At 58.7% G+C, this 24941-nt stretch carries 23 protein-coding genes and 4 tRNA genes; 13 read left to right on the forward strand and 14 right to left on the reverse strand.

The annotated features are described in order from the left end of the window. Nucleotides 1-249 precede the first annotated feature (249 nt). Both GVL50_RS23705 and GVL50_RS23710 read right to left on the reverse strand, forming a co-directional pair. On the reverse strand, nucleotides 250-600 hold the full coding sequence (locus GVL50_RS23705; protein ID WP_159815260.1) for a BON domain-containing protein: 351 nt from the start codon (nucleotides 598-600) through the stop codon (nucleotides 250-252). Between the two features lie 385 nt (nucleotides 601-985). Continuing rightward, complete coding sequence (locus GVL50_RS23710; protein WP_053123919.1) at nucleotides 986-1429, reverse strand: pilin; 444 nt, start codon at nucleotides 1427-1429, stop codon at nucleotides 986-988. Nucleotides 1430-1655: 226 nt separating this feature from the next. Here GVL50_RS23710 and pilB point away from each other — a divergent pair, with 226 nt between their 5' ends. The 5 genes from pilB to yacG are packed head-to-tail and all read left to right on the forward strand — an operon-like array spanning nucleotide 1656 to nucleotide 6264. Continuing rightward, entirely contained in the window at nucleotides 1656-3353 is a 1698-nt protein-coding gene (gene pilB / locus GVL50_RS23715; protein ID WP_159815261.1) for a type IV-A pilus assembly ATPase PilB, read from the forward strand. Nucleotides 3354-3355: 2 nt separating this feature from the next. Further along, the gene (locus GVL50_RS23720; RefSeq protein ID WP_159815262.1) at nucleotides 3356-4573 is read left to right on the forward strand and encodes a type II secretion system F family protein; all 1218 of its coding nucleotides are present in this window, start codon (nucleotides 3356-3358) and stop codon (nucleotides 4571-4573) included. Nucleotide 4574: 1 nt separating this feature from the next. Beyond that, on the forward strand, nucleotides 4575-5447 hold the full coding sequence (locus GVL50_RS23725; RefSeq protein ID WP_159815263.1) for an A24 family peptidase: 873 nt from the start codon (nucleotides 4575-4577) through the stop codon (nucleotides 5445-5447). Continuing rightward, entirely contained in the window at nucleotides 5444-6067 is a 624-nt protein-coding gene (coaE, locus tag GVL50_RS23730) for a dephospho-CoA kinase (protein WP_159815264.1), read from the forward strand. Before GVL50_RS23725 ends, coaE begins: the two co-directional genes overlap by 4 nt. Continuing rightward, nucleotides 6064-6264 carry a DNA gyrase inhibitor YacG gene (yacG, locus tag GVL50_RS23735; RefSeq protein ID WP_007959585.1) on the forward strand — a complete coding sequence of 67 codons (201 nt, stop codon included), beginning with the start codon at nucleotides 6064-6066 and terminating at the stop codon, nucleotides 6262-6264. Before coaE ends, yacG begins: the two co-directional genes overlap by 4 nt. A gap of 27 nt (nucleotides 6265-6291) precedes the next feature. Here the strand turns inward: yacG and GVL50_RS23740 are convergent, their stop codons facing one another. Further along, a complete protein-coding gene (locus GVL50_RS23740) occupies nucleotides 6292-6981 on the reverse strand; it encodes an energy-coupling factor ABC transporter permease (RefSeq protein WP_159815265.1) in 690 nt (229 codons plus the stop codon). A gap of 180 nt (nucleotides 6982-7161) precedes the next feature. Here GVL50_RS23740 and GVL50_RS23745 point away from each other — a divergent pair, with 180 nt between their 5' ends. From GVL50_RS23745 to GVL50_RS23760, 4 genes are all read left to right on the forward strand, one after another. Beyond that, nucleotides 7162-7788 carry a DUF1780 domain-containing protein gene (locus GVL50_RS23745; RefSeq protein WP_008078503.1) on the forward strand — a complete coding sequence of 209 codons (627 nt, stop codon included), beginning with the start codon at nucleotides 7162-7164 and terminating at the stop codon, nucleotides 7786-7788. Beyond that, nucleotides 7785-8312: an MOSC domain-containing protein gene (locus GVL50_RS23750; RefSeq protein WP_053123933.1), complete on the forward strand. Its 528-nt coding sequence runs from the start codon at nucleotides 7785-7787 to the stop codon at nucleotides 8310-8312. The genes GVL50_RS23745 and GVL50_RS23750 overlap by 4 nt, the downstream gene beginning before the upstream one ends. A gap of 51 nt (nucleotides 8313-8363) precedes the next feature. Then, nucleotides 8364-8537, forward strand: a complete 174-nt coding sequence (locus GVL50_RS23755) for a DUF3094 domain-containing protein (RefSeq protein WP_007909875.1) — start codon at nucleotides 8364-8366, stop codon at nucleotides 8535-8537. A 63-nt stretch (nucleotides 8538-8600) separates the two neighbouring features. Continuing rightward, nucleotides 8601-9899 carry an NAD(P)/FAD-dependent oxidoreductase gene (locus tag GVL50_RS23760; protein ID WP_159815266.1) on the forward strand — a complete coding sequence of 433 codons (1299 nt, stop codon included), beginning with the start codon at nucleotides 8601-8603 and terminating at the stop codon, nucleotides 9897-9899. Between the two features lie 243 nt (nucleotides 9900-10142). Here GVL50_RS23760 and GVL50_RS23765 read toward each other — a convergent pair. The 7 genes from GVL50_RS23765 to rluD form a co-directional block, all read right to left on the reverse strand. Further along, a tRNA-Pro gene (locus tag GVL50_RS23765) sits at nucleotides 10143-10219 on the reverse strand. A 94-nt stretch (nucleotides 10220-10313) separates the two neighbouring features. Continuing rightward, nucleotides 10314-10389: transfer RNA gene (locus GVL50_RS23770), tRNA-Lys, on the reverse strand. A 5-nt stretch (nucleotides 10390-10394) separates the two neighbouring features. Continuing rightward, a tRNA-Pro gene (locus GVL50_RS23775) sits at nucleotides 10395-10471 on the reverse strand. Nucleotides 10472-10480: 9 nt separating this feature from the next. Further along, a tRNA-Asn gene (locus GVL50_RS23780) sits at nucleotides 10481-10556 on the reverse strand. A 297-nt stretch (nucleotides 10557-10853) separates the two neighbouring features. Then, entirely contained in the window at nucleotides 10854-13418 is a 2565-nt protein-coding gene (gene clpB, locus GVL50_RS23785; RefSeq protein ID WP_053123937.1) for an ATP-dependent chaperone ClpB, read from the reverse strand. Between the two features lie 130 nt (nucleotides 13419-13548). After that, entirely contained in the window at nucleotides 13549-14271 is a 723-nt protein-coding gene (gene pgeF / locus GVL50_RS23790) for a peptidoglycan editing factor PgeF (protein ID WP_159815267.1), read from the reverse strand. Beyond that, nucleotides 14268-15230 (reverse strand): 23S rRNA pseudouridine(1911/1915/1917) synthase RluD, encoded by a 963-nt coding sequence (rluD, locus tag GVL50_RS23795; protein WP_034153865.1) that lies wholly within the window; start codon nucleotides 15228-15230, stop codon nucleotides 14268-14270. The genes pgeF and rluD overlap by 4 nt, the downstream gene beginning before the upstream one ends. 151 nt (nucleotides 15231-15381) lie before the next feature. Between rluD and GVL50_RS23800 the strand changes: the two genes are divergently transcribed. The 4 genes from GVL50_RS23800 to GVL50_RS23815 all read left to right on the forward strand — a co-directional run bounded on the left by GVL50_RS23800 (nucleotide 15382) and on the right by GVL50_RS23815 (nucleotide 19684). Next, nucleotides 15382-16398, forward strand: a complete 1017-nt coding sequence (locus tag GVL50_RS23800; RefSeq protein ID WP_053123943.1) for an outer membrane protein assembly factor BamD — start codon at nucleotides 15382-15384, stop codon at nucleotides 16396-16398. Nucleotides 16399-16525: 127 nt separating this feature from the next. Next, nucleotides 16526-16765, forward strand: coding sequence for a PP0621 family protein (locus tag GVL50_RS23805; protein WP_053123945.1), 240 nt, complete (start codon nucleotides 16526-16528; stop codon nucleotides 16763-16765). Then, nucleotides 16755-18341, forward strand: a complete 1587-nt coding sequence (locus tag GVL50_RS23810) for a PAS domain-containing sensor histidine kinase (protein WP_159815278.1) — start codon at nucleotides 16755-16757, stop codon at nucleotides 18339-18341. Before GVL50_RS23805 ends, GVL50_RS23810 begins: the two co-directional genes overlap by 11 nt. Then, nucleotides 18338-19684 carry a sigma-54 dependent transcriptional regulator gene (locus GVL50_RS23815; RefSeq protein ID WP_053123950.1) on the forward strand — a complete coding sequence of 449 codons (1347 nt, stop codon included), beginning with the start codon at nucleotides 18338-18340 and terminating at the stop codon, nucleotides 19682-19684. The genes GVL50_RS23810 and GVL50_RS23815 overlap by 4 nt, the downstream gene beginning before the upstream one ends. 132 nt (nucleotides 19685-19816) lie before the next feature. Here GVL50_RS23815 and thiO read toward each other — a convergent pair whose 3' ends face one another. From thiO to GVL50_RS23835, 4 genes are read right to left on the reverse strand one after another with little or no spacing between them, the layout of a single operon-like run. Next, nucleotides 19817-20917 carry a glycine oxidase ThiO gene (gene thiO / locus GVL50_RS23820; RefSeq protein WP_159815268.1) on the reverse strand — a complete coding sequence of 367 codons (1101 nt, stop codon included), beginning with the start codon at nucleotides 20915-20917 and terminating at the stop codon, nucleotides 19817-19819. 57 nt (nucleotides 20918-20974) lie between these two features. Next, nucleotides 20975-21376 carry a type IV pilin protein gene (locus GVL50_RS23825; protein WP_159815269.1) on the reverse strand — a complete coding sequence of 134 codons (402 nt, stop codon included), beginning with the start codon at nucleotides 21374-21376 and terminating at the stop codon, nucleotides 20975-20977. Nucleotides 21377-21391: 15 nt separating this feature from the next. After that, nucleotides 21392-24475: a pilus assembly protein gene (locus GVL50_RS23830; protein WP_159815270.1), complete on the reverse strand. Its 3084-nt coding sequence runs from the start codon at nucleotides 24473-24475 to the stop codon at nucleotides 21392-21394. Then, nucleotides 24462-24941 carry a PilX N-terminal domain-containing pilus assembly protein gene (locus GVL50_RS23835; protein ID WP_159815271.1) on the reverse strand — a complete coding sequence of 160 codons (480 nt, stop codon included), beginning with the start codon at nucleotides 24939-24941 and terminating at the stop codon, nucleotides 24462-24464. Before GVL50_RS23835 ends, GVL50_RS23830 begins: the two co-directional genes overlap by 14 nt.

Consider the following 24941-nt stretch of genomic DNA (forward strand, 5'->3'; position numbering starts at 1 on the left):
CGAAAGCGGTGTATCAGTCAATACATATTTGGCTGACACACCGCCTTCGCGAGCAAGCCCGCTCCCACATTTTGTTTTGTGTTGGCCTGTAAATTTTTGCGCCTGAAATAGAACGGGCCCCGACACAAGTGTCGGGGCCCGTAATGACCACATCCGTGTGGCCGTTCGCATGAACTCTAAAGGTGCGGCAGACGTATTGCTCGGCCCGCCTGTCGCGTCTTCTCCCGGTTCAGGCGAGAAGCCTTAGCCTTACTCGGCTTTCAGGCCGTCAGCGGAGACCGCTTTGACGCCTTTGATTTTCTTGGTGATGTTAACGGCGGTGGTTTTCTGAGCTTCGGTGACAGCTACAGTCGACGACAGCGAAACAACGCCTTTGTTGGTTTCTACTTTGATGTCGGTGCCTGGGATGCCTTTTTCGGTAACCAGGTCGCTTTTGACTTTGGTGGTGATCCAGGTATCGGAAGTAGCTTCTTTAGCTTGGGTAACTTCACCAGCAGCCAAAGTCATTGGAGCAGTCTGAGTGGTTTGGGCGAATGCGCCGGAAGCCATGGTCAGGGTCAGCGCGGTAGCAGCAGCGGCAGTGATAGCGAACTTCTTCATACGAGTAACTCCTGTTTTTCTGGAAAGTCTGCTGCGTGTCTTGTCAGCAGGGTTGCCATATACATTGCGAACGCTGTGCCAACTTTTTCTACGACATAAAAACCTTATAAATCAATAGTTTAGTAAAAATGTAAATTTCCGGATTCATGCAATTTGCATGACTTGCAGATTAATCGCATGCAAGTTGCGGTTTTTTGGAAAGTTCCTAAGACGCTGAAATTATTGAAGCTTTTATTTATCGCCGGGCAAAGAAAATGCCCCGTAAACGGGGCATGTTTCAGTCGAAGGTCAATGTAGGAGCTGCCGAAGGCTGCGATCTTTTAATCTTGCCTTTAAAAACACAATCAAAAAATCGCAGCCTTCGGCAGCTCCTACAGATGTCTATTTAAGTACCGCTACCTGGGCAGCCTTTAGGCGCGTAGTCCGGATTGACAGTCGATGCGCAGCTCCAGACCCCGGCCGTAGCGCCTGTTGCACCGCCAGAGCGGGTCAGGGTGATGGTTTTACCCAGCACCGGCGCAGGAGCGTTGGTCAGCGTGCACACGATTGTCCCGGCCCCGGTCGAAGCCGTACCCGAAGCCGTCACGCTGCTGCAGTTAGTCGTTGAGTACGCGGCACTACCGGAGACCAACGTGATGGTTGGATCAGTCCCTTGGTTAATCGTGTCTTCAAACGGAATCTTCAGCGCGCTGATTTCCGCCAGACCCGCCGTGACCTTCGCCCGCGCTTGATACTTGGTGTACTGCGGCAGGGCAATGGTCGCCAGAATCCCGATGATCGCCACTACGATCAGCAGTTCGATCAGCGTAAAACCTTGTTGTTTTTTCATAGACACGCTCCATGCATGAGTCGAAATCTCATGATCTGCAAGGGACGCAGCATAGCCCATGCCAACGCCCGCCAGACCCCGCACGCTGGGCGCACAGCACTTGCGACGCCGTTTCCTACAACCTCTGACCGCACTATCTGACACTTTTTGTCACCTACGCCCGGCATGTTTGGCGCTGCCGGTTGACTAGGCTATAAGTCATGAACGGCAAGCGTGCGGAATCCCCATGAATGACATCGCTCTGAGCGGTCTGGCCAAGCAATTGGTGCAGGCCGAACTGCTCACGGAAAAAAGCGCCCAACAAGCCTGGCAACAGGCCCAGCGCAATCGGCTATCGCTGGTCAGCTACCTGGTGCAGAACAAACTGGTAAAGAGCTGGCAGGTGGCCGAGATCGCCTCGGAACACTTCGGCATGGCGTTCCTCGACCTCAATTGTCTGGACAAGGAAACCCAGCCCAAAGGCCTGGTCAGCGAAAAACTGGTGCGCCAGCACCACGCCCTGCCCTTGTGGCGGCGCGGCAACAAACTGTTCGTGGGCATTTCCGACCCGAGCAATCATCAGGCGATCAACGACATTCAGTTCAGCACCGGGCTGAACACCGAAGCCATTCTGGTGGAGGACGACAAGCTCACCGATGCCATCGAAAAGTTCTTCGACACCCACGCCTCGGGGCTCGAAGACATGGCCGACGTCGACCTCGACGGCCTCGATGTCGAGGCCGTCGACGATGCTAAACAGGAGAGCATGGGCCCGGATGCCGACGATGCGCCGGTGGTGCGTTTCGTGCACAAGATGCTGCTCGACGCGATCAAAAGTGGCTATTCCGACCTGCACTTCGAACCCTACGAAAAAAATTACCGCGTGCGCGTGCGCACCGACGGCATTCTGCGTGAAGTGGCCAAGCCACCGATCCAGTTGGCCGGGCGCATCGCCGCGCGCCTGAAAGTCATGGCCAGCCTCGACATCTCCGAGCGGCGCAAACCGCAGGACGGGCGGATCAAGATGCGCCTGTCGAAGAGCAAGTCGATCGACTTCCGCGTCAACACGCTGCCGACCCTGTGGGGCGAAAAAGTGGTGATCCGGATTCTCGACCCGTCCAGCGCACAGATCGGTATCGACGCGCTCGGCTACGAGCCAGCGCAAAAAGACTTGTACATGGCCGCACTCAAGCAGCCACAGGGGATGATTCTGGTCACCGGCCCCACCGGCTCGGGGAAAACCGTGTCGCTGTACACCGGGCTGAATATTCTCAACACCGTCGACATCAATATCTCCACCGCTGAAGACCCGGTGGAGATCAACATGGAAGGCATCAATCAGGTCAACGTCAACCCGCGCCAAGGCCTCGACTTCGCTCAGGCGCTGCGCTCGTTTCTGCGCCAGGATCCGGACGTGATCATGGTCGGTGAGATCCGCGATCTGGAAACCGCTGAGATCGCGATCAAAGCCGCGCAGACCGGTCACCTGGTGCTCTCGACCCTGCACACCAACAGCGCCGCGGAAACCCTCACGCGCCTGCACAACATGGGCATTCCCGGCTTCAACATCGCCACGTCGGTGAGCCTGATCATTGCCCAACGCTTGGCGCGCAAATTGTGCAGCCACTGCAAGAAACCCATCGAGATCCCACGTGAAACCCTGATCAAGGAAGGTTTCCCCGAGGAACGCATCGGTCATTTCACGATCTACGAGCCGGTCGGTTGCGATCATTGCAACGGCGGGTACAAGGGCCGCGTGGGGATTTATGAAGTGGTGAAAAACACACCCGAGCTGCAACGGTTGATCATGGCCGAAGGCAACTCGCTGGAAATCGATATTCAAATGCGCCGCGACGGCTTCGATGACCTGCGCACTTCGGGTCTGCACAAGGCCATGCAAGGCATTACCAGCCTTGAAGAAATCAATCGGGTCACCAAGGACTGAACATGGCGGTCAAGGCAGCGAAAATGAGCATCTATGCCTGGGAAGGCACGGATCGCAAAGGCAGCAAAGTCACCGGCGAGTTGAGCGGGCAGAATCCGGCGCTGGTCAAGGCGCAACTGCGCAAACAAGGGATCAACCCGGGCAAGGTGCGCAAGAAATCCGTGTCGTGGCTGAGTCTGGGCAAACGCATCAAGGCGCAAGACATCGCCCTGTTCACCCGGCAAATGGCAACGATGATGAAGGCCGGCGTGCCGCTGTTGCAGTCGTTCGACATCATTGGCGAAGGCTTCGATAACCCGGCCATGCGCAAACTGGTCGACGAGGTGAAGCAGGAAGTTGCTGCAGGTAACAGCTTCGCCGCCGCGCTGCGCAAAAAGCCGCAGTATTTCGACGAGTTGTATTGCAACCTGGTCGACGCCGGCGAGCAGTCCGGTGCGCTCGACACCTTGCTGGAGCGCGTCGCGACCTATAAGGAAAAAAGCGAAGCGCTCAAAGCCAAGATCAAGAAAGCCATGACCTACCCGACCGCCGTGGTGCTGGTCGCTGCGGTGGTCACCGGGATTCTGCTGGTGAAAGTGGTGCCGCAATTTCAGTCAGTGTTCTCCGGTTTCGGTGCTGAGCTGCCGCCCTTCACCCTGATGGTGATCAGCCTTTCAGAATTCATGCAGCAATGGTGGTGGGCGATTCTCGGCTTACTGATCGCGGCGTTTTTCGGCACCCGTCATGCGCTGAAAAAATCTCAGGGGTTGCGTGATCGGCGCGATACCTGGCTACTGAAACTGCCGCTGGTGGGTACGATGATGTATAAGTCCGCCGTCGCGCGTTTCGCCCGAACGCTGTCGACAACATTTGCCGCCGGCGTGCCACTGGTTGAAGCGCTGGACTCGGTGGCTGGCGCCGCCGGCAACGTGGTGTTCAAGCGCGCGATTCTGCGTATTCGTCAGGATGTTTCCACCGGCATGCAGCTGAATTTCTCAATGCGCACCACAGGCATTTTTCCCAACATGGCCGTGCAGATGACCGCGATTGGTGAAGAGTCCGGTGCGCTCGACGAGATGCTCGACAAGGTTGCGGGTTTCTATGAAGAGGAAGTCGACAACATGGTCGACAACCTCACCAGCCTGATGGAGCCGTTCATCATGGTGGTGCTCGGGGTGATTGTTGGCGGTCTGGTGGTGGCGATGTACTTGCCGATCTTTCAACTCGGCTCAGCGATCTGATATGCCCATCGACGAACTCTTTGCCCTGTATCCGCTGGCCTTTGTCATCACCGCGCTGTTGCTCGGGCTGGTGGTCGGCAGCTTCCTCAACGTGCTGATCTGGCGTCTGCCGAAGATGCTTGAACGCGATTGGCGCCAGCAGGCCCAGGACGTCCTCGGCCTGCCCGGCGAAACGCCGCTGCCCACTTACAACCTGATGCTGCCGCACTCGCAATGCCCGCATTGCGCGCATCGAATTCGGGCGTGGGAAAATATTCCGCTGCTCAGTTACCTGTGGCTGCGCGGCCGCTGTTCCGCGTGTGCAGCGCCGATCAGCAAACGCTATCCGCTGACCGAACTGGCCTGCGGCGTGCTCTCGGCATTTATCGCCTGGCACTTCGGCTTTGGCTGGCAGGCGTGTCTGCTGATCTTCCTGACCTGGGGTCTGTTGGCGATGAGCCTGATCGACACCGAGCATCAATTGCTGCCCGATGTGTTGGTGCTGCCCTTGTTGTGGCTGGGGTTGATCGTCAACAGTTTCGGCTTGTTCGTGCCATTGCACGCCGCGCTGTGGGGCGCGGTGGCTGGTTATCTGCTGCTGTGGTCGGTGTTCTGGCTGTTCAAATTGCTCACCGGCAAGGACGGCATCGGCCACGGTGATTTCAAGTTATTGGCGCTGCTCGGCGCGTGGGGCGGCTGGCAGATTCTGCCGCTGACCATTCTGTTGTCATCGCTGGTCGGCGCGATCATCGGTGTGATTTTGCTGCGCCTGCGCCAGCAGGAAACCTCGACGCCGATCCCCTTCGGCCCCTATCTGGCAATTGCCGGCTGGATTGCCTTGCTCTGGGGTGGTCAAATAACCGACTTCTATTGGCAGTTTGTCGGTTTGAAATGAATACCCCTGTGGAAAAACCCTGGATTCTCGGCCTGACCGGCGGCATCGGCAGCGGCAAAAGTGCCGCTGCCCAGCACTTTATCGACCTCGGCATTCATGTCGTCGATGCGGATCACGCCGCGCGCTGGGTGGTCGAACCGGGCCGGCCGGCACTGGCCAAAATTGCCGAGCATTTCGGCCCCGGCGTGTTACAAGCGGACGGCACGCTGGATCGTGCGGCCCTGCGCAAACTGATCTTCGAGATTCCAGAACAGCGGCGCTGGCTCGAAGCTTTGCTGCATCCGTTGATCGGCGAGGAAATCGCTCATCATCTGGCGCTGGCAAAATCGCCTTATGCGATTCTGGTGTCGCCGCTGTTGATCGAATCCGGGCAATACGCGATGACCCAGCGAATCCTGGTGATCGATGCCCCGCAACAATTGCAGATCGAACGCACCTTGCAGCGTGACCAGACCAGCGAACAGCAGGTTCAGGCGATCCTCAAGGCCCAGTCGAGCCGTGAAGACCGCGTGAGCCGCGCCGACGACGTGGTGGTCAACGACCGCGACCTCGCCTGGCTGCACAGCGAAATCGAGCGTCTGCATCACTTTTACCTGACTTTATCCGGAGGCCAAGCATGAGCCAGATTCCTACCGTTGAATGCCCAACCTGCGGCGCACCCGTCGAATTCACCCCTGAAAACAAGTTCCGCCCGTTCTGTTCCGATCGCTGCAAACTGATCGACCTCGGCGCCTGGGCATCGGAAGAACACAAGATTCCGGTCGCGCCGGACGCTGAAGACGAACTGTTTTCCGGCGATTTCGATCCTCGTCACTGATCGCGATGAGGGCAGATCTGCTGGGGATCAACGCTTGGGATCGTCGTCCTTCCACGGCGCCGAAAGGTAGCGTGTGCGATTGAAGGTCTCCAGCCATTCCGGGCTGAAGACCACCAGCGCGCTGATGACCATGCCGTTGATAAACGCTTCAGGGAAAATGATCAGCCACAGGTAACCGATGAAATCTTCCAGCCATTCCGGCATGGCGAAGACGCCGTCGTACCACAGCAGCGTCAGACTCAGCAGCAGACAAACCAACGCCGACAGCGCGGCAGCCAGAAACCCTGAACAGAAGATATACACGAAGGGATTACGCGGTTGTGCCCGCTCGACCAGAATTGCCACGCACTCGGTAATCAGCACCGGCAGCAGAATAAACAGCGAGCCGTTGACCCCCATCGCCGCGAGATCCTGACGCCCGAGCAACACCAGTCCGATCTGCGCCACCAGCCCGCCGACAATCGCCAGCGGCCAGTCGAGCAGCAAGGTCACTGCGGTCATGCCGATAAAGTGATACGACACGCCGGTGTCGAAATCCCTGCGCACCAGCCACAACAGAAATAACGCGAACACCGTGCCGAACAGCAAATGCTGACGGCGGCTGTCACTGAACAACTCGACCCACGGCGCACGCACGATCGCCCAGAGCAGCATCGGCAGATAAATCAGCCAGCCGAGCGTCAGGCTTGCCGTCGACAGCAGTTCAGCTCCAATCATGACTCCCTCACCTTTCTGCGCACATCCCCCCGTAGGAGCTGCCGCAGGCTGCGATCTTTTGATCTTGTTCTTTTTACAGTCAAAAGATCGCAGCCTTCGGCAGCTCCTACAAGGGCAAGGTGAACGGGCGGTTCAAGCAAAGCTTTCTGCTTGTCGCATTTGAACGCTAAGCTTGGGCCTATGGATGACTCAGATTATTTACGCCTGCTGACCATCGCGGCCGAGCAAGCCAACGCGTTCCTGTCCAATGCCCGCAAATGGGAGCGTGAGCGTTGGGTCTGTCAGCGCCTGCTGCAAGGCTTGAACATCCCCTATCGCGCCGACGAGTTCGCCCCGGCCGGTGAACCGCCGGACGTATTGTTTCGTGATGCCAATTTCGAAGTGTTCTTCGTCCTTGATGAAGGCCGTCGCCTCAACGATGAATGGCGCGACGAACTGCAGCGTCGGCGCAGCGCTTTTTCGCTGAGCCAACTGGTGCGCCGTGAAGCCAAGCCTAAGCGCATCCCGGCCAATGAATTCCTTATGCGACTGGCGCCGACCTTGCGTAAAAAAGCCCACAACTACAAAGAGCGCGGCATGGATCTGGGCGAACTGGACATCATCGCCTTCGCCAGCCTCAAGCGCGAAGTGTTGGATTTGAACAGCCACTTCCCGCCGCCCACCGAATATCTGCGTCAAGGCTGGCGCTCGCTGTCGCTGGTCGGCCCGACCTTCGCCCGCGTACTGTTCGCCCATCCGGATGCCCCGGATTTTCTGCGCAGCAACCTTGGTCGCAGTATCGTTTTTGATGTAGGAATCAGCTTGTGACGCCGCTTCAGCAGTTGATCGCCGACGTACCGCAGACCGGCCGCGTGCGCTGGATCGGTGTGCGCCCTGAATCCCGTGGGCCGATGATTGAGCTGGATGCCGTCGAGGCACGACTTGAGGCCGGGCTAACCGGCGATCATGCGCGCCCCGGTGTGCGTAATGCGCGGCAGGTGACGCTGATTCAGTGGGAGCATCTGGCGGTGATCAATGCATTGATGGGCCGCCCCGACGATCAACCGGTCAAGCCTGAAGATCTGCGGCGCAATCTCGTTATCAGCGGTATCAATTTGTTTAGCCTGAAAGGTCGGCGCTTTCGCATCGGTCAGGCCATCTTCGAAACCACCGGTTGGTGTCAGCCCTGCGCACGCCTGCAAAACAACCTCGGCCCCGGCACCTTTCAAGCGGTGCGCGGGCATGGCGGAATTACCGCGCGGGTGTTACAAAGCGGGATCATTCGCCTCGATGATGGCGTGTCTGTCGAGCCGGTTCCGGACAGCGGCTATGCTGCGTTCAACCCCGGATAAAAACCGCTGTAGCTTCTGTCCATTCAGCAACGTCTACCTGACGAGGCAAATATGACCAGCCGCCTGAACCCCGAAGACCAGAAACATGTCGAAGAGTACCTGCAACTGTCCCAACACCGAGTCGAGCGCCGGCCTTTCCGGCCGTGGATGCTCCTGGTGCTGGTGCTGGCAGTGACCATTGGTCTGGGCCTGTTGAGCCGATTTATCAGTTACCTGACGCTATGAGCTGCCTCGCGCTCGCTTGGGTAACGACACCGATTTCCTTTAAAAACCTTGCGAGTTATCCCTATGTCCCATCGTATTGTTATTGTCGGCGGCGGCGCCGGCGGTCTGGAGTTGGCTACCCGTCTGGGTAAGACTCTGGGCAAACGCGGCACCGCCAGCGTGATGCTGGTCGACGCCAACCTGACGCACATCTGGAAGCCGTTGCTGCACGAAGTGGCCGCCGGATCGCTGAACTCCTCCGAAGACGAACTCAACTATGTTGCCCAGGCCAAATGGAACCACTTCGAGTTTCAGCTGGGGCGCATGAGCGGGCTCGATCGCGCGCAGAAGAAAATCCAGCTGGCCGCGACCTACGATGAAAACGGCGTCGAACTGGTGCCGGCGCGAGAAGTGCAGTACGACTCGCTGGTCATCAGCGTCGGCAGCACCACCAACGATTTCGGCACTCAGGGCGCGGCGCAGCACTGCCTGTTCCTCGATACCCGCAAACAGGCCGAGCGTTTCCACCAGCAATTGCTTAACCACTATCTGCGTGCGCATGCCGGGCAAACCGATGTGGTCGAGCAGATCAGCGTGGCGATCGTGGGTGCTGGCGCAACTGGGGTCGAGCTGGCCGCTGAACTGCACAACGCGGCGCATGAACTGGCGGCGTATGGGCTGGATCGGATCAAACCGGAAAACATGCACATCACCCTGATCGAAGCCGGGCCACGGGTGCTGCCTGCCCTGCCGGAGCGCATCAGCGGGCCTGTGCACAAAACCCTGGAGAAACTCGGGGTCAATGTGATGACCAACGCCTCGGTCAGCGAAGTGACGGCGGACAGCCTGATCACTGCCGACGGCAACGAGATCAAGGCCAGTCTGAAAGTCTGGGCGGCCGGGATTCGCGCGCCGGGTTTCCTCAAGGACATCGATGGCCTGGAAACCAACCGCATCAATCAACTGCAAGTGCTGCCGACCCTGCAAACCACCCGCGATGAAAACATCTTCGCCTTCGGTGACTGCGCGGCCTGCCCACAACCGGGATCGGATCGCAACGTACCGCCGCGTGCTCAAGCGGCTCACCAACAGGCGTCGTTGCTGGCCAAGTCGCTGAAACTGCGCATCGAAGGCAAAACCCTGCCGGAGTACAAGTACACCGACTACGGCTCGCTGATCTCGCTGTCGCGTTTCTCGGCTGTGGGTAACTTGATGGGCAACCTGACAGGCAGCGTGATGCTCGAAGGCTGGCTGGCGCGGATGTTTTACGTCTCGCTCTACCGCATGCACCAGATGGCGCTGTACGGGCCGTTCCGAACGGCGATGCTGATGCTCGGCAGCAAGATTGGTCGCGGCACGGAGCCACGCCTGAAGCTGCATTGATGATCTAAAAACAGAGGGAGCTGGTTAGCTCCCTCTTTTTTTGCGCCATCCACAAATCCGCAGTCAACTACGGTCCATGTGGGAGCGGGCTTGCTCGCGAAGAGGTCGTGTCATTCAACATTTATGTGGACTGATACATCGCTTTCGCGAGCAAGCCCGCTCCCACATTTGTTTTTGCTGCGTTCTCGGGTTTTTCGCGGACAAAAAAAATCCCCGTATCTTTCGATACGAGGATTTTTAATATGGTCGGGGTAAGGGGATTCGAACTCCTGACATCCTGCTCCCAAAGCAGGCGCGCTACCGGACTGCGCTATACCCCGGTAAAAAAAAGGCGACCTTTCAGTCGCCTTCTTCGATCAGTGCTTTTGGCCTCTGATCTTAAGATTCGATTCCAGCGTTAACTGGTTTCAAAAATGGTGGGTCGTGTGGGATTCGAACCTACGACCAATTGGTTAAAAGCCAACTGCTCTACCAACTGAGCTAACGACCCAAAAATGGTCGGGGTAAGGGGATTCGAACTCCTGACATCCTGCTCCCAAAGCAGGCGCGCTACCGGACTGCGCTATACCCCGGCTTGAAATTGGCTCCGTGACCAGGACTCGAACCTGGGACCCAATGATTAACAGTCATTTGCTCTACCGACTGAGCTATCACGGAACTACATATTTCAATTTACAACGGTGAAACTTACTGCTTCCAGTCACTCGTTCGCATCGCTGCGTTCGTGTGTCTGAGGCGCGCTATTCTACAACCTAGAACACCTCTGTCAACCCCCTAAATTGCTTTCAAGTTAATGATTTGCAACTTATTTCAGATTTCAGCTCAGTGAGTTGAAACCGTCTTGGCGACTGACTGCGGGGCGCACTTTACAAGCCTTTTCCTTTGAGTTCAACAGCCTAACGAAAAAAAAGGCCCCACAATGTGGGGCCTGCCAATTTTCATTGGCGTTTGGACTTAGTTGAAAACAATTTCGTCGTTCTCAACCACGCCGGTTGCCGTGTCACCTGGCAGGAAATGCCCCGACAGGATCAACTGCGCCAGCGGGTTTTCGATCCAGCGCTGAATCGCACGTTTCAACGGACGTGCGCCATAGACCGGGTCGTAGCCCACCGCAATCAGCTTATCCATCGCTTCCGGGCTCAGTTCCAGCTTCAGCTCACGCTCTGCCAGACGCGTACGCAGGCGACCCAACTGGATCTCGGTGATGCCCGCGATCTGATCCCGTGCCAGAGGCTCGAAGATCACCACTTCGTCGACCCGGTTGATGAACTCCGGCCGGAAGTGCGACGTCAGCGCGTCCATCACTGCTGCGCGCTGTGCCTCACGATCACCGACCAGTTCCTGGATCTGGACCGACCCCAGGTTCGAGGTCATCACGATCACCGTGTTGCGGAAGTCCACCGTACGGCCGTGGCTGTCGGTCAGGCGACCATCCTCTAGCACTTGCAGCAGAATGTTGAACACATCCGGGTGCGCCTTCTCGACTTCGTCCAGCAGGATCACCGAATAAGGCTTGCGACGCACAGCCTCGGTCAGGTAACCGCCCTCTTCGTAGCCGACATATCCTGGTGGCGCACCGATCAAGCGAGCCACGGAATGTTTCTCCATGAACTCGGACATGTCGATCCGCACCATCGCCTCTTCAGTATCAAAGAGGAATTCGGCCAGCGCCTTGCACAGCTCGGTTTTACCGACACCGGTCGGGCCGAGGAACATGAACGAGCCGCTTGGACGATTCGGGTCAGACAACCCGGCTCGTGACCGTCGCACGGCGTTGGCCACGGCGACCACGGCTTCTTCCTGACCAATCACACGTTTGTGCAACAGGCTTTCCATCTTCATCAACTTGTCGCGCTCGCCTTCGAGCATTTTCGACACGGGGATGCCGGTCCATTTCGACACAACCTCAGCGATCTCTTCCTCAGTCACCTTGCTGCGCAGCAACTGATTTTCGCTCTTGCCGTGCTGATCGACCATTTGCAGGCTGCGTTCCAGGTCCGGGATCACCCCGTACTGCAACTCGGCCATGCGGTTCAGGTCGCCTTTACGGCGTGCCGCTTCCAGTTCCTGACGCGACTGCTCAATCTTCTGCTGAATCTGTGCGGAACCCTGGACCTCGGCTTTTTCCGAGTTCCAGATTTCCTCCAGATCGGAATACTCGCGTTCGAGGCGGACGATTTCTTCCTGGAGTTTCTCCAGACGTTTCATCGCCGCTTCGTCGCTTTCTTTCTTCAGCGCCTGCGATTCCACCTTCAACTGAATCAGGCGACGTTCCAGACGATCGAGCACTTCCGGCTTGGAATCGATTTCCATGCGGATGCGGCTCGCGGCCTCGTCGATCAAGTCGATGGCTTTGTCCGGTAACTGCCGGTCAGTGATGTAGCGATGGCTGAGCTTCGCCGCCGCAATGATCGCACCGTCGGTGATCGCCACCTTGTGGTGAACCTCGTAACGCTCTTTAAGGCCGCGCAGGATCGCGATGGTGTCTTCTTCGCTCGGCTCATCCACCAGGACTTTCTGGAAGCGTCGTTCGAGCGCCGCGTCCTTCTCTATATATTGGCGGTACTCGTTGAGCGTGGTCGCGCCAACGCAGTGCAGCTCGCCGCGCGCCAGTGCAGGCTTGAGCATGTTGCCGGCATCCATCGAGCCTTCGCCTTTACCGGCGCCGACCATGGTGTGCAGTTCGTCGATAAACAGAATGATCTGCCCTTCCTGCTTCGACAGCTCATTGAGCAGCGATTTCAGGCGTTCTTCGAACTCACCGCGATACTTGGCACCGGCGATCAGCGCGCCCATGTCCAGCGAAAGCAGACGCTTGCCTTTAAGGCCGTCCGGCACTTCGCCATTGATGATGCGCTGAGCCAGACCTTCGGCAATCGCGGTTTTACCCACGCCAGGTTCACCGATCAGCACCGGGTTGTTCTTGGTGCGGCGTTGCAGTACCTGAATGGTGCGACGGATTTCGTCATCACGGCCGATCACCGGATCGAGCTTGCCGTCTTCGGCGCGCTTGGTCAGGTCGACGGTGTATTTATCCAGCGCCTGACGCGACTCCTCGTGGTTGGCGTCATTCACCGCTTCGCCGCCACGCAGGTTAGTGATCGCGTTTTCCAGAGCTTTTTTGCTTACACCCTGGCCGAGCAACAACTTGCCGAGCTTGCTGTTCTCGTCCATTGCCGCGAGCAGTACCAGTTCGCTGGAAATGAACTGGTCGCCCTTCTGCTGCGCCAGACGATCAGCCTGATTGAGCAGGCGTGCCAGATCCTGCGACATGTTGACGTCGCCAGTCGGGTTCTGGATTTTCGGCAATTGGTCGAGCTCTTTGGTCAGCTCTTTGCGCAAGCTGTTGACGTCGAAGCCCACCTGCATCAGCAGAGGTTTGATCGAACCACCCTGCTGTTCAAGCATGGCTTGCATCAGGTGCGCCGGCTCAATCGCCGGATGATCGTGGCCGACTGCCAACGACTGAGCGTCGGACAAGGCCAACTGTAATTTACTGGTTAAACGGTCTATTCGCATAAGTCACCTTCCTTTTGAGCAGGCCGGACCTAAGAAACCATCCTGAATAAAGAAACCTGCCAGATACCCCTATAGATGCGGTCGATTCTGGAAGATTCAAGCGTCAGAGAGTTGATGCAGATCAGACAGTCTAGCGGGTGCGCCAAACTAAGGAGGCGAAGCGTCCGGTGCGCGAAGCACGGCGATAGGAGAAGAAGCGCGGATCGGTCACGGTGCAGAAACCGCCACCATAAACAGCAGTGACACCACGGGCAGCCAGACGCAGGCGCGCCAGCATATAGATGTCCGCCATGAACTTGCCGGCATTGGCGCTCGGCACGAAGGCGTTTGCCGCTTCCGGCAACTGACTGATGAAGACTTCACGAACTTCCGGGCCGACTTCAAAGGCTTTCGGGCCAATCGCCGGGCCGAGCCAGACCAAAACGTCATTAGCCGGAATATCGAGGCTATCGAGCGTCGCTTCAAGGACACCCGCCGCGAGACCACGCCAACCGGCATGGGCCGCCGCCACGCGAGTGCCAGCGCGATCGCAGAACAATGCCGGCAAGCAATCCGCCGTCATCGCCGCGCAGGCAATACCGGGCGTTGCCGTCCAGCTCGCATCAGCGGTCGCAACAATGCCCGGATCAGCATGCGCCACGGTAATCCCGTGAACTTGCTGCAACCAGGCAGGCTGTATAGAGAAGTGATCGGTGAGACGGCGACGGTTTTCGGCAACGGCCTCAGGACGATCATCGACATGATCGCCCAGATTGAGGCTGTCGAACGGCGCCTCGCTGACACCGCCCTCGCGGGTGGTGACGCAGGCTTTGACGCTGGCCGGCGCGGGCCAGTCCGGCGTCAGCCAGTTCATCCGATGAAAGCCTCGCGATCCTGTTTGAGCAGGGTCAGCAGCCAGACGAAATCTTCCGGCAGCGGCGATTCCCAGCTCATGCGCTCACCGGTCGTCGGATGATCCAGCTCAAGGAAGCGAGCGTGCAGGGCCTGACGCGGGAAATGCTTGAGCGATTCCACCATCGTCGGGTTGGCCGCTGGCGGAATGCGGAAACGACCGCCGTACGCCGGATCGCCGACCAACGGGAAGTTGATGTGCGACATATGTACGCGAATCTGGTGAGTACGACCGGTTTCCAGTTTCACCCGTACATGGGTGTGGGAACGGAAGCGCTCCAGCACGCGGTAGTGGCTGACGGCAGGCTTGCCGCCTTCCATCACCGCCATGCGCTGGCGCTGCTGGCCGTGGCGACCGATCGGGGCGTTGATCTTGCCACCGGCCGTTACCACGCCAATCACGATGCACTCATAGATGCGGCTGACGCTGCGACTCTGCAATTGAGTAACAAGCTTTGTCTGCGCCTGAATGGTCTTGGCCACCACCATCAAACCGGTGGTGTCCTTGTCCAGACGATGCACGATACCGGCGCGCGGGACATTGATGATGTCCGGCACATGGTGCAGCAAAGCGTTGAGCAGCGTGCCATCGGCGTGACCGGCAGCCGGGTGTACCACCAGGCCCGCAGGCTTGTTGATCACCAGAATGTCGTCGTCTTCATAGACGATGTCGAGCTCGATGTCCTGGGCGATCCACTCGCCCTGGGCTTCCTGCTCGGCAGTCAGCTCAAGGATGGCACCGCCGTGCACGATGTCGCGAGGGCGGATGACCGCCCCGTCCACAGTCAGGCGACCTTCTTTGATCCAGGCGGAAAGGCGCGAGCGAGAGTGCTCAGCGAAGAGTTGGGCAGCGACTTGATCGAGGCGTTGGCCGCCCAATTCGGACGGCACCTCTGCGCGAAGTTCAATTTTATCGGACATGCTCTGACTGTGCGTCGGCACAGCTTTTGGTTTCGGCTGCGCGCTTGTGGTTAAATACGGCGTCTTTTGCCCCGAGGCTTTTCAACGGGGCGCTCATCATAACAGGACGGCCCCGCCCAAGACAGCGGCCGTCATAGGGACGCAAGCCGCCATGCAAGTGAAACACCTGCTGCTGATCGCCATCCTCGCATTGACCGCTGCTTGCTCATCGAAGGAAGTCGTAGACGAAAACCTCAGCGAAGCCGAGCTGTATCAGCAGGCTCAGACTGACCTGGACAACAACAGCTACACCAGCGCCACAGCCAAGCTGAAGGCTCTGGAGTCGCGTTATCCGTTCGGTCGCTACGCCGATCAGGCACAGCTGGAGCTGATCTACGCCAACTATAAGAACGCCGAGCCGGAAGCTGCAAAATCCGCCGCCGAGCGTTTTATTCGTTTGCATCCGCAGCACCCGAACGTGGATTACGCGTATTACCTCAAAGGTCTGACTTCTTTCGACCAGGACGTCGGCCTGCTGGCGCGCTTCCTGCCGCTGGACATGACCAAGCGTGACCCGGGCGCTGCCCGCGACTCGTACAACGAGTTCGCCCAGCTGACCAGCCGCTACCCGAACAGCCGCTACGCGCCGGACGCCAAGCAGCGCATGATTTATCTGCGCAACCTGCTGGCAGCCTACGAAATCCACGTGGCCGACTACTACCTGACCCGTCAGGCTTATGTAGCCGCTGCCAACCGTGGTCGTTACGTGGTGGAAAACTTCCAGGAAACTCCATCGGTCGGTGACGGCCTGGCGGTGATGACCGAGGCTTACCAGCGTCTGCACCTGGACGAACTGGCCAACACCAGCCTGGAAACCCTGAAGCTCAACTACCCGAACCACCCTAGCCTGCAAGACGGCCAGTTCGTGCCTTCGGTGGCTGAAGCGGACAACCGTTCGTTCCTGAGCAAGGCGACCCTCGGTCTGATCGAGTCGCGTCCACCGCTGCCGCCGGGCGAAACCCGCGCCAACCAGGACGTGCAGAAGCAGTACCAGGACGCGAAAGATGCGATCCCGAACGAGCTGAAGCCTAAAGACGAAAACGGCGACGTGATCGAAGAGCCGGAGCCAGAGTCGAGCGACACTGACCGTTCGTGGTTCAGCTACATGACCTTCGGCGTGTTCGACTGATCACACCGGATGGACAAAAAAAGGGAGATCTCAGGATCTCCCTTTTTTATTGCCGCGCGTTAATAGGCTGTGCGCTTGTCGGGAGCTTGGCTAAACTGCCGGATCATTAGTCGGAAAGCCGCTCATCATGCTTCGTTTATTGTTTTGGATCGTCCTGATTTTCGCCGCTGTCTGGCTGTGGCGTAAATTCAAGGCGCCCGCCGCCAATCAATCCAATCGCGCCCCTCGCGAACAGGACGCCGCGCCGATGGTGCGTTGCGCCCACTGCGGCGTGCACCTGCCGCGCGACCGTGCATTGAGCGTTCAACAACAGTGGTATTGCAGCCAGGCTCACCTTGAGCAAGGCCCGGGCCCCCGTGATCGCTGAGGCCAACGCCGACAGCAAACAGGCTCAGCGTCTGCTGCGCCTTTATCATCTCTACCGTTTAAGCGTCGGCATCATGCTGGTGCTGCTGATCTCCAGCAATATGGACAACCGCCTGCTGACGTCGATTGACGACGATTTGCTGCGCAGCGGCAGTTGGCTGTACCTGGTGCTGAATATCCTGCTGGTGGTGTTCCTAGAGAGCACCCGGCGCCCGGCGCAGTTGTTCAGCCTGGCGCTGGTCGACGTGTTGCTGCTGTGCGGTTTGTTCTACGCCGCTGGCGGGGTTGCCAGCGCCATCGGCAACTTGCTGATCGTTTCCGTGGCGATCTGCAACACCTTGCTGCGCCGGCGCATCGGTTTGCTGATTGCTGCCATTGGCGCGCTCGGCATCGTCGGCTCAAGCTTCTTGCTGAGTTTCAGCCATCCCCTCACGGCCAACGATTATCTGCAGGCCGGCACCCTCGGCGCGCTGTGCTTTGCCGCCGCTTTGCTGGTGCAAGGGTTGATTCGTCGGCTTGAAGTCAGCGAGACCCTGGCCGAACAACGCGCCAGCGAAGTCGTCGGACTTGAGGCACTCAATGCGCTCATCCTGCAACGCATGCGCACCGGCATTCTGGTGCTCGACGAACAACGCCGGGTGCAACTGGCCAATCACAGCGCGCAGACCTTGCTGGCGCGCACACACCTTCAGGGCCATTTGATCGACGACTATTCGCCCGCCCTCGTCGATCGCCTGCAACTGTGGCTGAACAACCCGACCTTGCGCCCACAAAGCCTGAAGATTCCCGGCAACGGTCTGGAATTGCAGCCGAGCTTTATCGCCCTCGAACAAAGCCCGAATCAGCAAACGCTGGTGTTTCTCGAAGACCTCGCGCAAATCGCTCAACAAGCGCAGCAACTCAAACTCGCTGCGCTTGGACGACTGACCGCCGGCATCTCCCACGAAATCCGCAATCCATTGGGCGCCATCAGCCATGCCGCGCAGCTATTGGGTGAATCCGAGGAACTCGATGGCGCCGACCGGCGTCTGACGCAGATCATTCAAGATCACTCCAAACGCATGAATCGAGTCATCGAAAACGTCCTGCAACTGTCCCGCCGCCAGCAAAGCGCACCGCAACGGCTGGATCTCAAGCCGTGGCTGGAAAACTTCGTCAACGAAAGCCGCGAGCAGGCCAATGAACAGCAACAGATTCATCTGCGGATCAATTCTGGGGATTTCACCACGCTGATGGATCCTGCGCAGCTCACGCAAATTCTCGACAATCTGCTGCGTAATGGCTGGCGCCACAGCGCCCTGCTGCACGAGCAGGCCGAGGTCTGGCTGGCGTTGTTTGTCGACACCGAAAGCCAACTGGCAGTGCTCGAAGTGCAGGACAACGGCCCCGGCGTGCCCGTCGATGAACAGGCGCATCTGTTCGAACCGTTCTTCACCACCAGCAGCCAGGGCACCGGCCTTGGGCTTTATCTGTCCCGTGAGCTGTGCGAAAGCAACCAAGCGCGCCTAGACTTCAAACCACGCCAAGGCGGCGGCTGCTTTCGCATCACCTTTGCTCACGGACGGAAACAAAGTTGAACACGAGCCCACGGCAAAAAATTCTCATCGTCGACGACGAACCGGATATCCGCGAACTCCTGGAAATCACCCTGGGACGGATGAAACTCGACACCTTCAGCGCGCGTAATCTGGCTGAAGCCCAAGCGCTGTTACAGCGCGAGCAATTTGATCTGTGTCTGACCGACATGCGCCTGCCCGACGGCACGGGGCTGGATCTGGTGCAGCACATTCAACAACGTTATCCACAACTGCCGGTGGCGATGATCACCGCTTACGGCAGCCTCGAAACGGCGATCAATGCGCTGAAGGCCGGGGCGTTCGACTTCCTCACCAAACCGGTGGATCTCACCCGCTTGCGCGAACTGGTCGCCACCGCGCTGCGCATGCCGGTGGCGGGCGCCGTGTGCACGTCGATTGATCGACGCTTGCTCGGTGACTCCCTGCCGATGCGTAGCTTGCGCAAGCAAATCGACAAACTCGCCCGCAGTCAGGCGCCGGTGTACATCAGCGGTGAGTCCGGCAGCGGTAAAGAACTGGTGGCGCGACTGATCCACGAACAAGGGCCACGCGCGAGCCAGCCGTTTGTACCGGTGAACTGCGGGGCGATTCCGTCGGAACTGATGGAAAGCGAGTTTTTCGGCCATCGCAAAGGCAGTTTTACTGGCGCAGTTGAAGACAAGCCGGGACTGTTTCAGGCGGCGAATGGCGGCACCTTGTTTCTTGATGAAGTGGCGGACTTGCCGCTGTCGATGCAGGTGAAACTGCTGCGCGCCATTCAGGAAAAAGCCGTGCGTAGCGTCGGTGGGCAGCAGGAAACCGTGGTCGATGTGCGGATTCTTTGCGCGACGCACAAGGATCTTGATGCGGAAGTGGCTGCCGAGCGGTTTCGGCAGGATCTGTATTACCGGCTCAACGTGATCGAATTGCGTGTGCCGTCTCTGCGTGAACGGCGCGATGACATTGAAGTGTTGGCGGCGCACATGCTCAAGCGTCTGGCCAAGGACACCGGGCAACCGGCGGCACGCTTGCATGCGCAGGCGCTGGAAGCGCTGAAGAATTATCGCTTTCCGGGGAATGTGCGCGAGTTGGAAAACGTGCTCGAACGCGCGCACACCTTGTGCGAGAACCGCACGATCGAGGCTGGGGATTTACGCCTGAGCGAGGGTAATTGCGCGGCGGAAGGCGGGATTGCGGATCTGACGCAGATCGACAATCTTGAGGATTACCTGGAGAACGTTGAGCGGAAGCTGATTTTGCAGGCGCTGGAGGAAACGCGCTGGAATCGCACGGCGGCGGCGCAGCGCTTGAGTCTTTCGTTTCGGTCGATGCGGTACAGACTGAAAAAACTCGGTCTGGATTGAGGACCCCTTCGCGAGCAAGCCCGCTCCCACAGTTGATCTCGGTTGCTCACGAATGTTGTGTTCACCCTAGATCCAATGTGGGAGCGGGCTTGCTCGCGAAAGCGGACTGCCAGGCACCAGAGATCAATCTGACTAAATGCGGCCCGCAGGCGCATAAGGCGCCGGATCAATAATCGGCGCACGACCCAACATCACATCCGCAAACAACTGACACGACGCCGGCGCCAGCACCAATCCGTTACGGTAATGCCCGCAGTTCAGCCACAAGCCTTCATACCCCGGCACCCGGCCAATGTACGGAATCCCTTCCGGCGAACCCGGACGCAACCCCGCCCAATGCCCGACCACTTCAGCATCCGCCAACGCCGGAATCAGCTCGACCGCTGAAGCCTTGAGGCTCTCCAGCGCCACATCGGTCGGCGTTTTGTCGTAGCCTTCATGCTCCAGCGTGCTGCCAATCAGAATATGCCCGTCACGCCGCGGAATCGCGTACCGCCCCTTGGCCAGCACCATGCTCGGCAAGAAATCCGCCGCGCACTTGTAGAGAATCATCTGCCCTTTCACCGGTTCGACCGGCAGTGTCAGATCCAGCGTCTTGAGCAGATCACCGCTCCATGCACCCGCCGTCAGCACGACCTGATCGCCCTTGATCACGCCGCCGGAGGTTTCGACGCCGATGACCTGGCCACCTTCACGAACAAACCCGCTGACTTCGCACTGCTCATGAATCGTCACGTTCGGCATCGCTTGCAGCGCCGCTTTCAACGACTTCACCAGGCGCGGATTACGTACGTTGGCAACGTCAGCCATGTAGATCGCCCGCGCGAACCCACCGCCGAGTACCGGCACCGCATCGTGCGCCGCCGAGATATCCACAGCCCGCAGCGGGCGGTTTTCACGCTTCGCCCAGGCCAGCGCTTCGGCTTCATCGTCCAGATCCAGCCAGTACAGGCCGGTGGTGTGGACTTCAGGATCAACCCCGGTATCAGCAAACAGACGCTCGCCAAGCTGTGGATAAAAATCCTGCGACCAATGCGCCAGCGCGGTGACTGCCGGGCTGTAGCGCCACGGGTACAACGGCGAAACGATACCGCCGCCCGCCCAGGACGATTCCTGCCCGAGGTTCGAACGATCGAGCAGCACCACGCTGCGCACTTCGGAGGCGAGGTTGTAGGCGGTCAGCAGGCCAATCACCCCGCCACCGACTATCACCACTTGCTGTTGCCTGGTCATGTTTGATCCAACCGTAAAAAAGACAGTGGGCGCAAAAGGCGCCCGAAAGAAAGCGCCTCAGCGGCCCCAGCAATCCTTGGTGGTCAGCCCGGTGGTCGCGTTGTTCATGCTTCTGACACCGGTGTTGGTCAGGGTGAAATCCCCGCATTTGTCGGTGGCCATGGTCGTACCGGTTTTACGCGTCGCGGTCAGCAGGAAAGTCTGGTCAGCGATGGTCGGGGTGATGGTGTAGAAATCATTGCCCGTGCTGAGCCCGGTGATGCCGGTGTAGACATTGTTCTTGGTGTAGAAGCGTTCGAGGGACTGCGCCTGCTCCGAGAGCAACGACACCACTTCGGCGCGGCGGCCCTTTTTCAGGTACTCGGTGTAGCTCGGTGCGGCGATGGTGATGACGATCCCGATAATCGCAATCACGATCATGATTTCGATCAGGGTGAATCCGCGGTTGGATCTGCGCATGCCTCAAACTCTCACTTACTGTATTTGTCGCCACATGATACGACGGCTGCCGCCGCCGGATTTTTCCACCAGTGTGGTAATGCCGCCACTGGAGTCGTTCACGATCTTGCGGGTTGCGCCGTTGACGATGGCGTTCAGGGTCGGAATACCGCCGGTGAACACCACGCCACTGGAAATCGTGTCGTTGCTGTCGACCACGCCATCGGCGTTGGTATCGAGCACCGCGTAGTTGAGCATCTTACCGCTGAACGCATCGAGTTCGACCAGTTTGCCGGTGCCGAAACTGGAGCAGGGATCGGTGGTATCGACGCTGGCGGTGGTAAAAATGATTCGCCCCAGCACCAGACTGGCCTGATTGATCACCCGCTCGCCGGTCAGCGCGCTGTTATACACCAAGGGCAAATACCAGCCCTTCTCCGCCGGGTACGTCGTGTCATTCTGCGAGGTGGTCACGAATTGCCCGGTGCTTCCCGAGAACACGCCCGTCACTGCCTGTGCCTGCAAGCTGCCGATGGTCAATTGCCCGGAACCGCCATCGGCATCCCAAACCGAATAGAACGCCTGCAAATCCTTGTTGGTCTTGTCCGCCGTTTCGTTGAACTTGCCGGTGCCGACGAATATCTGTTTGCCGCCGACTGAGTTGTCCGCCAGCAACGGTTGCGCGGTGATCGGCTGAGTCGCCCCGCCCGCCGTGGTGAAAAGCGGTTTACCGGAAAACGCCACGCCCCAACTGTCGGTCGACGTCGCACTCAGGTCGAATTTCCACAGGCGCCCTTTCAAGTCACCGCCGTACGCGGCCTGCACGACATTGGAAGAGTTGACCTTGAGCTTCACCGAGGACAAACCGTTGGTGGTTTCCGTGCTGTCGATGACGATTTTCTTGATCAGCGAACCGTCGCGTACATCCAGCACATACAACGCGGCCACGCCAGAATTGCTGCCGTAACCGTTGGAAATAAACGCCGCCCAGCGCCCGTCGGCCAAGCGTGCCACTTCTGGTCGGGCGTAGGCGTAACCCAGATCATTAAAAGCGTTGGCGCTGTTGGCGGTGTTCGGCGCACTGACCTCCCATAACGCCTTGATCACATTCCCCGCAGAAGCATCAAATAGTTGCAGCCCGTAGAACGTTTTACCTCCGGCACCCGTACCACCAATGGCCAGGGTTTTCCAGGCCGTGCCGGACTGCGCGTCGAACACTCCGACTTGCCCGTCGACGAGAAACTTGTGGCTGACGCCATTGATGTAGGTCGGATCAGCAATCAGCCGTAGCGACGGCAACACACTGGACGGCATGTAGGCGTAGCGCCGGGTGCCATTGGCCGAGTTGATGATGTTGACGAATCCGTCGTTGGCATTCACCACCAGATTGGCGTTCATGTTCGCGGCTTTGGTCGTCAGATAAGCGCTATAAGCGGTATCGCCGGACAAGTCGGCAGCGGTCTTGTCCGTGGGGGCCGCCAGCACCAATGGCGAATTGATGATGTCGCCGAGCAATACGTTGCGAACCTTGAGCCCGGTTTTGTTGGTGCCTTTGCTCCACTCCACCAGATCATTGCCGGTGATTCCGGTGGGCAGACTCTGACTGAGCGTGTTTTGTTGCGCAGGGGAAAAGTTGCCGTAAGCCAGCGTCACGGCGGCATTGCTTGCGGTGTTCCAGGATTGGTAAGTCGGCGCAGTCGTTCCGGGCACGATGGTCGTATCAGTCGTCCAAAGCGTGGTCGACGTATTCACCGCCCCGGAAGACGTGAAGCCGAAAGACTTGATGGTGCCGCGCCAATCCTTGGGGTCGTAACTGGTCTGGAAATAGCTGGTGCCGCTCGCCAGCGTGGTGCCGCTGGCGACTCCGCTGCCGCCGGAACCCGCCTTGGAAGTGATATCACTCAACGCCGACGACAGCGCCGCATTCAGCCCCGTGCTGTCCGTCGCCTGATAATACTTGCCCTGCCCATAACTGGCCGCATCCGACAACATGTCGTTGGCCGCCGTGAAACCCACGGTGTAGGTGTTCATGTTCTGCTTGGGAAAATCCACCGCGTTCCAGCTCTTGCCCGCCGCGTCGGTGCCGGTCGAACGCATGTCGATGTCAAAGGCAAATTTGGCGATGTCATCCAGATACAGCGTGTCGCCCTCATTGTCGCCATTGAGGTTGTTGCCGTCATTGTTGACGCCATCCCAGTTCGGCAATCGACTGCCGCCCAGCGGATCGTTGGTCGGGAAGGTTCGGTCAAACGTCGGCAAACCATCGGTGATCACCACGCCGTAGTTTTTCTGGCAGCGATACTGAATCGGGCTGGTGTAGGTCGTTGGCGTGCTGTTGTAGTACGGCGCCATGCCGCGCATATAGCGGGTGATCTCGTAATAGGTTTCCGCCAAGGGCGTGTTGGCCACGGCGCTCAAAGCGTTGATCGATGAGATCAGCGCGTTGTAGTTGGTATCCGCCTGGGCCTGAGTCACGCTGCCGGAGACCGGTGCCAGATCGCTGATCGATCGCGCGATGTACCCGCCATTGCCGGAGTTGTTGCTGGTGGCCGGATTGAAGGTCGACAGACCCATTCGCAAGGTGCGGTTGCTGGTCACCAGTGCCGTCGACACGTTGCGCGCCACGTTGATCCGGTAATCGTTGGGTATCGCCCCGGTGGTGAAATCGCGGGTACCGTTGTTGATGGCCAGACTGACCACGTAGGAAATGTAATCGCCCGAATAACGCGTGTTGCCGCTGCCCACGGGATCCGGCAGTTTCAGGCACAGCGGCGCGATGCTGTTGTTGTAGAACGCATAGGCGCCACCGGAACAGCCGGATGTCGGCAGGCTCGACAGAAAGATCGTGTCACCGGTGATCGCTGTCGAACTCAGACACAAGCCGAGCAAGGCGTTGCATTGCCGCGCTGGCGTGGGGTTGTCAGCGGGGTTGAAACCGGCCGCATAAATGATGCTGTTCATGCTCCCCGAATCATCGATCAACAGCATCACGTTTGGCGGAACCGCGGCTGCACTTAACAACGGCGAGTCCGATGGCGTGAACGCATAGGCCGGTGCCGTCAGATAAAAACTCAGCAACAGGCCGAGCAGCAGCGATCCATAGCGCTCAATACTTCGCATAAACACTCTCCACCACGCTGCGCGAAGTGCCGGCGATGCCGACGGCGGTCACTCGATACAACGTTGCCGAGGTATTGCTCGGTACGTTCACCGCCGTGAGTGTGGTGCCAATGTTTTGCACACCATAGAAACCATTACCGGTCGCGATCCACGTCACCCCCGAGGTGGAATTGAGCCCTGCCGCACTGACCACCGAAGATTCCGCCGGCGGCGCACATTGCGTCGTGCCGCTGCACACCGCCAAGGTGTAAGTATCGAGCTGCACCGCGCTCTCCCCCACCCGCAACGCCGCTTCCGCAGTCTGGAACGACTGATTACGCAAACTCACACTACCGGCCATTTTTTCCTGCAGGTTGGCGCTCTGCATCGACGACAAACCAATCAGCGTCAGTAACAACAAAAACACCAGACTGACCAGCAACGCCATGCCGCGCTGGGCCTTCCTGTTGTGAAGAGAAATCCGCAT

Source organism: Pseudomonas sp. 18058, from assembly GCF_902706155.1.
In the GTDB taxonomy this organism is placed as follows: Bacteria; Pseudomonadota; Gammaproteobacteria; order Pseudomonadales; family Pseudomonadaceae; genus Aquipseudomonas; species Aquipseudomonas rustica.

Coding starts and splice junctions, on each gene's coding strand:
- pgeF (WP_159815267.1), bottom strand. CDS start 14,271: ATGAACTGGCTGACGCCGGACTGGCCCGCGCCGGCCAGCGTCAAAGCC.
- GVL50_RS23800 (WP_053123943.1), top strand. CDS start 15,382: ATGCAAGTGAAACACCTGCTGCTGATCGCCATCCTCGCATTGACCGCT.
- rluD (WP_034153865.1), bottom strand. CDS start 15,230: ATGTCCGATAAAATTGAACTTCGCGCAGAGGTGCCGTCCGAATTGGGC.
- GVL50_RS23725 (WP_159815263.1), top strand. CDS start 4,575: ATGCCCATCGACGAACTCTTTGCCCTGTATCCGCTGGCCTTTGTCATC.
- GVL50_RS23805 (WP_053123945.1), top strand. CDS start 16,526: ATGCTTCGTTTATTGTTTTGGATCGTCCTGATTTTCGCCGCTGTCTGG.
- GVL50_RS23835 (WP_159815271.1), bottom strand. CDS start 24,941: ATGCGGATTTCTCTTCACAACAGGAAGGCCCAGCGCGGCATGGCGTTG.
- GVL50_RS23755 (WP_007909875.1), top strand. CDS start 8,364: ATGACCAGCCGCCTGAACCCCGAAGACCAGAAACATGTCGAAGAGTAC.
- GVL50_RS23830 (WP_159815270.1), bottom strand. CDS start 24,475: ATGCGAAGTATTGAGCGCTATGGATCGCTGCTGCTCGGCCTGTTGCTG.
- GVL50_RS23740 (WP_159815265.1), bottom strand. CDS start 6,981: ATGATTGGAGCTGAACTGCTGTCGACGGCAAGCCTGACGCTCGGCTGG.
- GVL50_RS23825 (WP_159815269.1), bottom strand. CDS start 21,376: ATGCGCAGATCCAACCGCGGATTCACCCTGATCGAAATCATGATCGTG.
- clpB (WP_053123937.1), bottom strand. CDS start 13,418: ATGCGAATAGACCGTTTAACCAGTAAATTACAGTTGGCCTTGTCCGAC.
- thiO (WP_159815268.1), bottom strand. CDS start 20,917: ATGACCAGGCAACAGCAAGTGGTGATAGTCGGTGGCGGGGTGATTGGC.
- coaE (WP_159815264.1), top strand. CDS start 5,444: ATGAATACCCCTGTGGAAAAACCCTGGATTCTCGGCCTGACCGGCGGC.
- GVL50_RS23720 (WP_159815262.1), top strand. CDS start 3,356: ATGGCGGTCAAGGCAGCGAAAATGAGCATCTATGCCTGGGAAGGCACG.
- GVL50_RS23760 (WP_159815266.1), top strand. CDS start 8,601: ATGTCCCATCGTATTGTTATTGTCGGCGGCGGCGCCGGCGGTCTGGAG.
- GVL50_RS23705 (WP_159815260.1), bottom strand. CDS start 600: ATGAAGAAGTTCGCTATCACTGCCGCTGCTGCTACCGCGCTGACCCTG.
- yacG (WP_007959585.1), top strand. CDS start 6,064: ATGAGCCAGATTCCTACCGTTGAATGCCCAACCTGCGGCGCACCCGTC.
- GVL50_RS23745 (WP_008078503.1), top strand. CDS start 7,162: ATGGATGACTCAGATTATTTACGCCTGCTGACCATCGCGGCCGAGCAA.
- GVL50_RS23710 (WP_053123919.1), bottom strand. CDS start 1,429: ATGAAAAAACAACAAGGTTTTACGCTGATCGAACTGCTGATCGTAGTG.
- pilB (WP_159815261.1), top strand. CDS start 1,656: ATGAATGACATCGCTCTGAGCGGTCTGGCCAAGCAATTGGTGCAGGCC.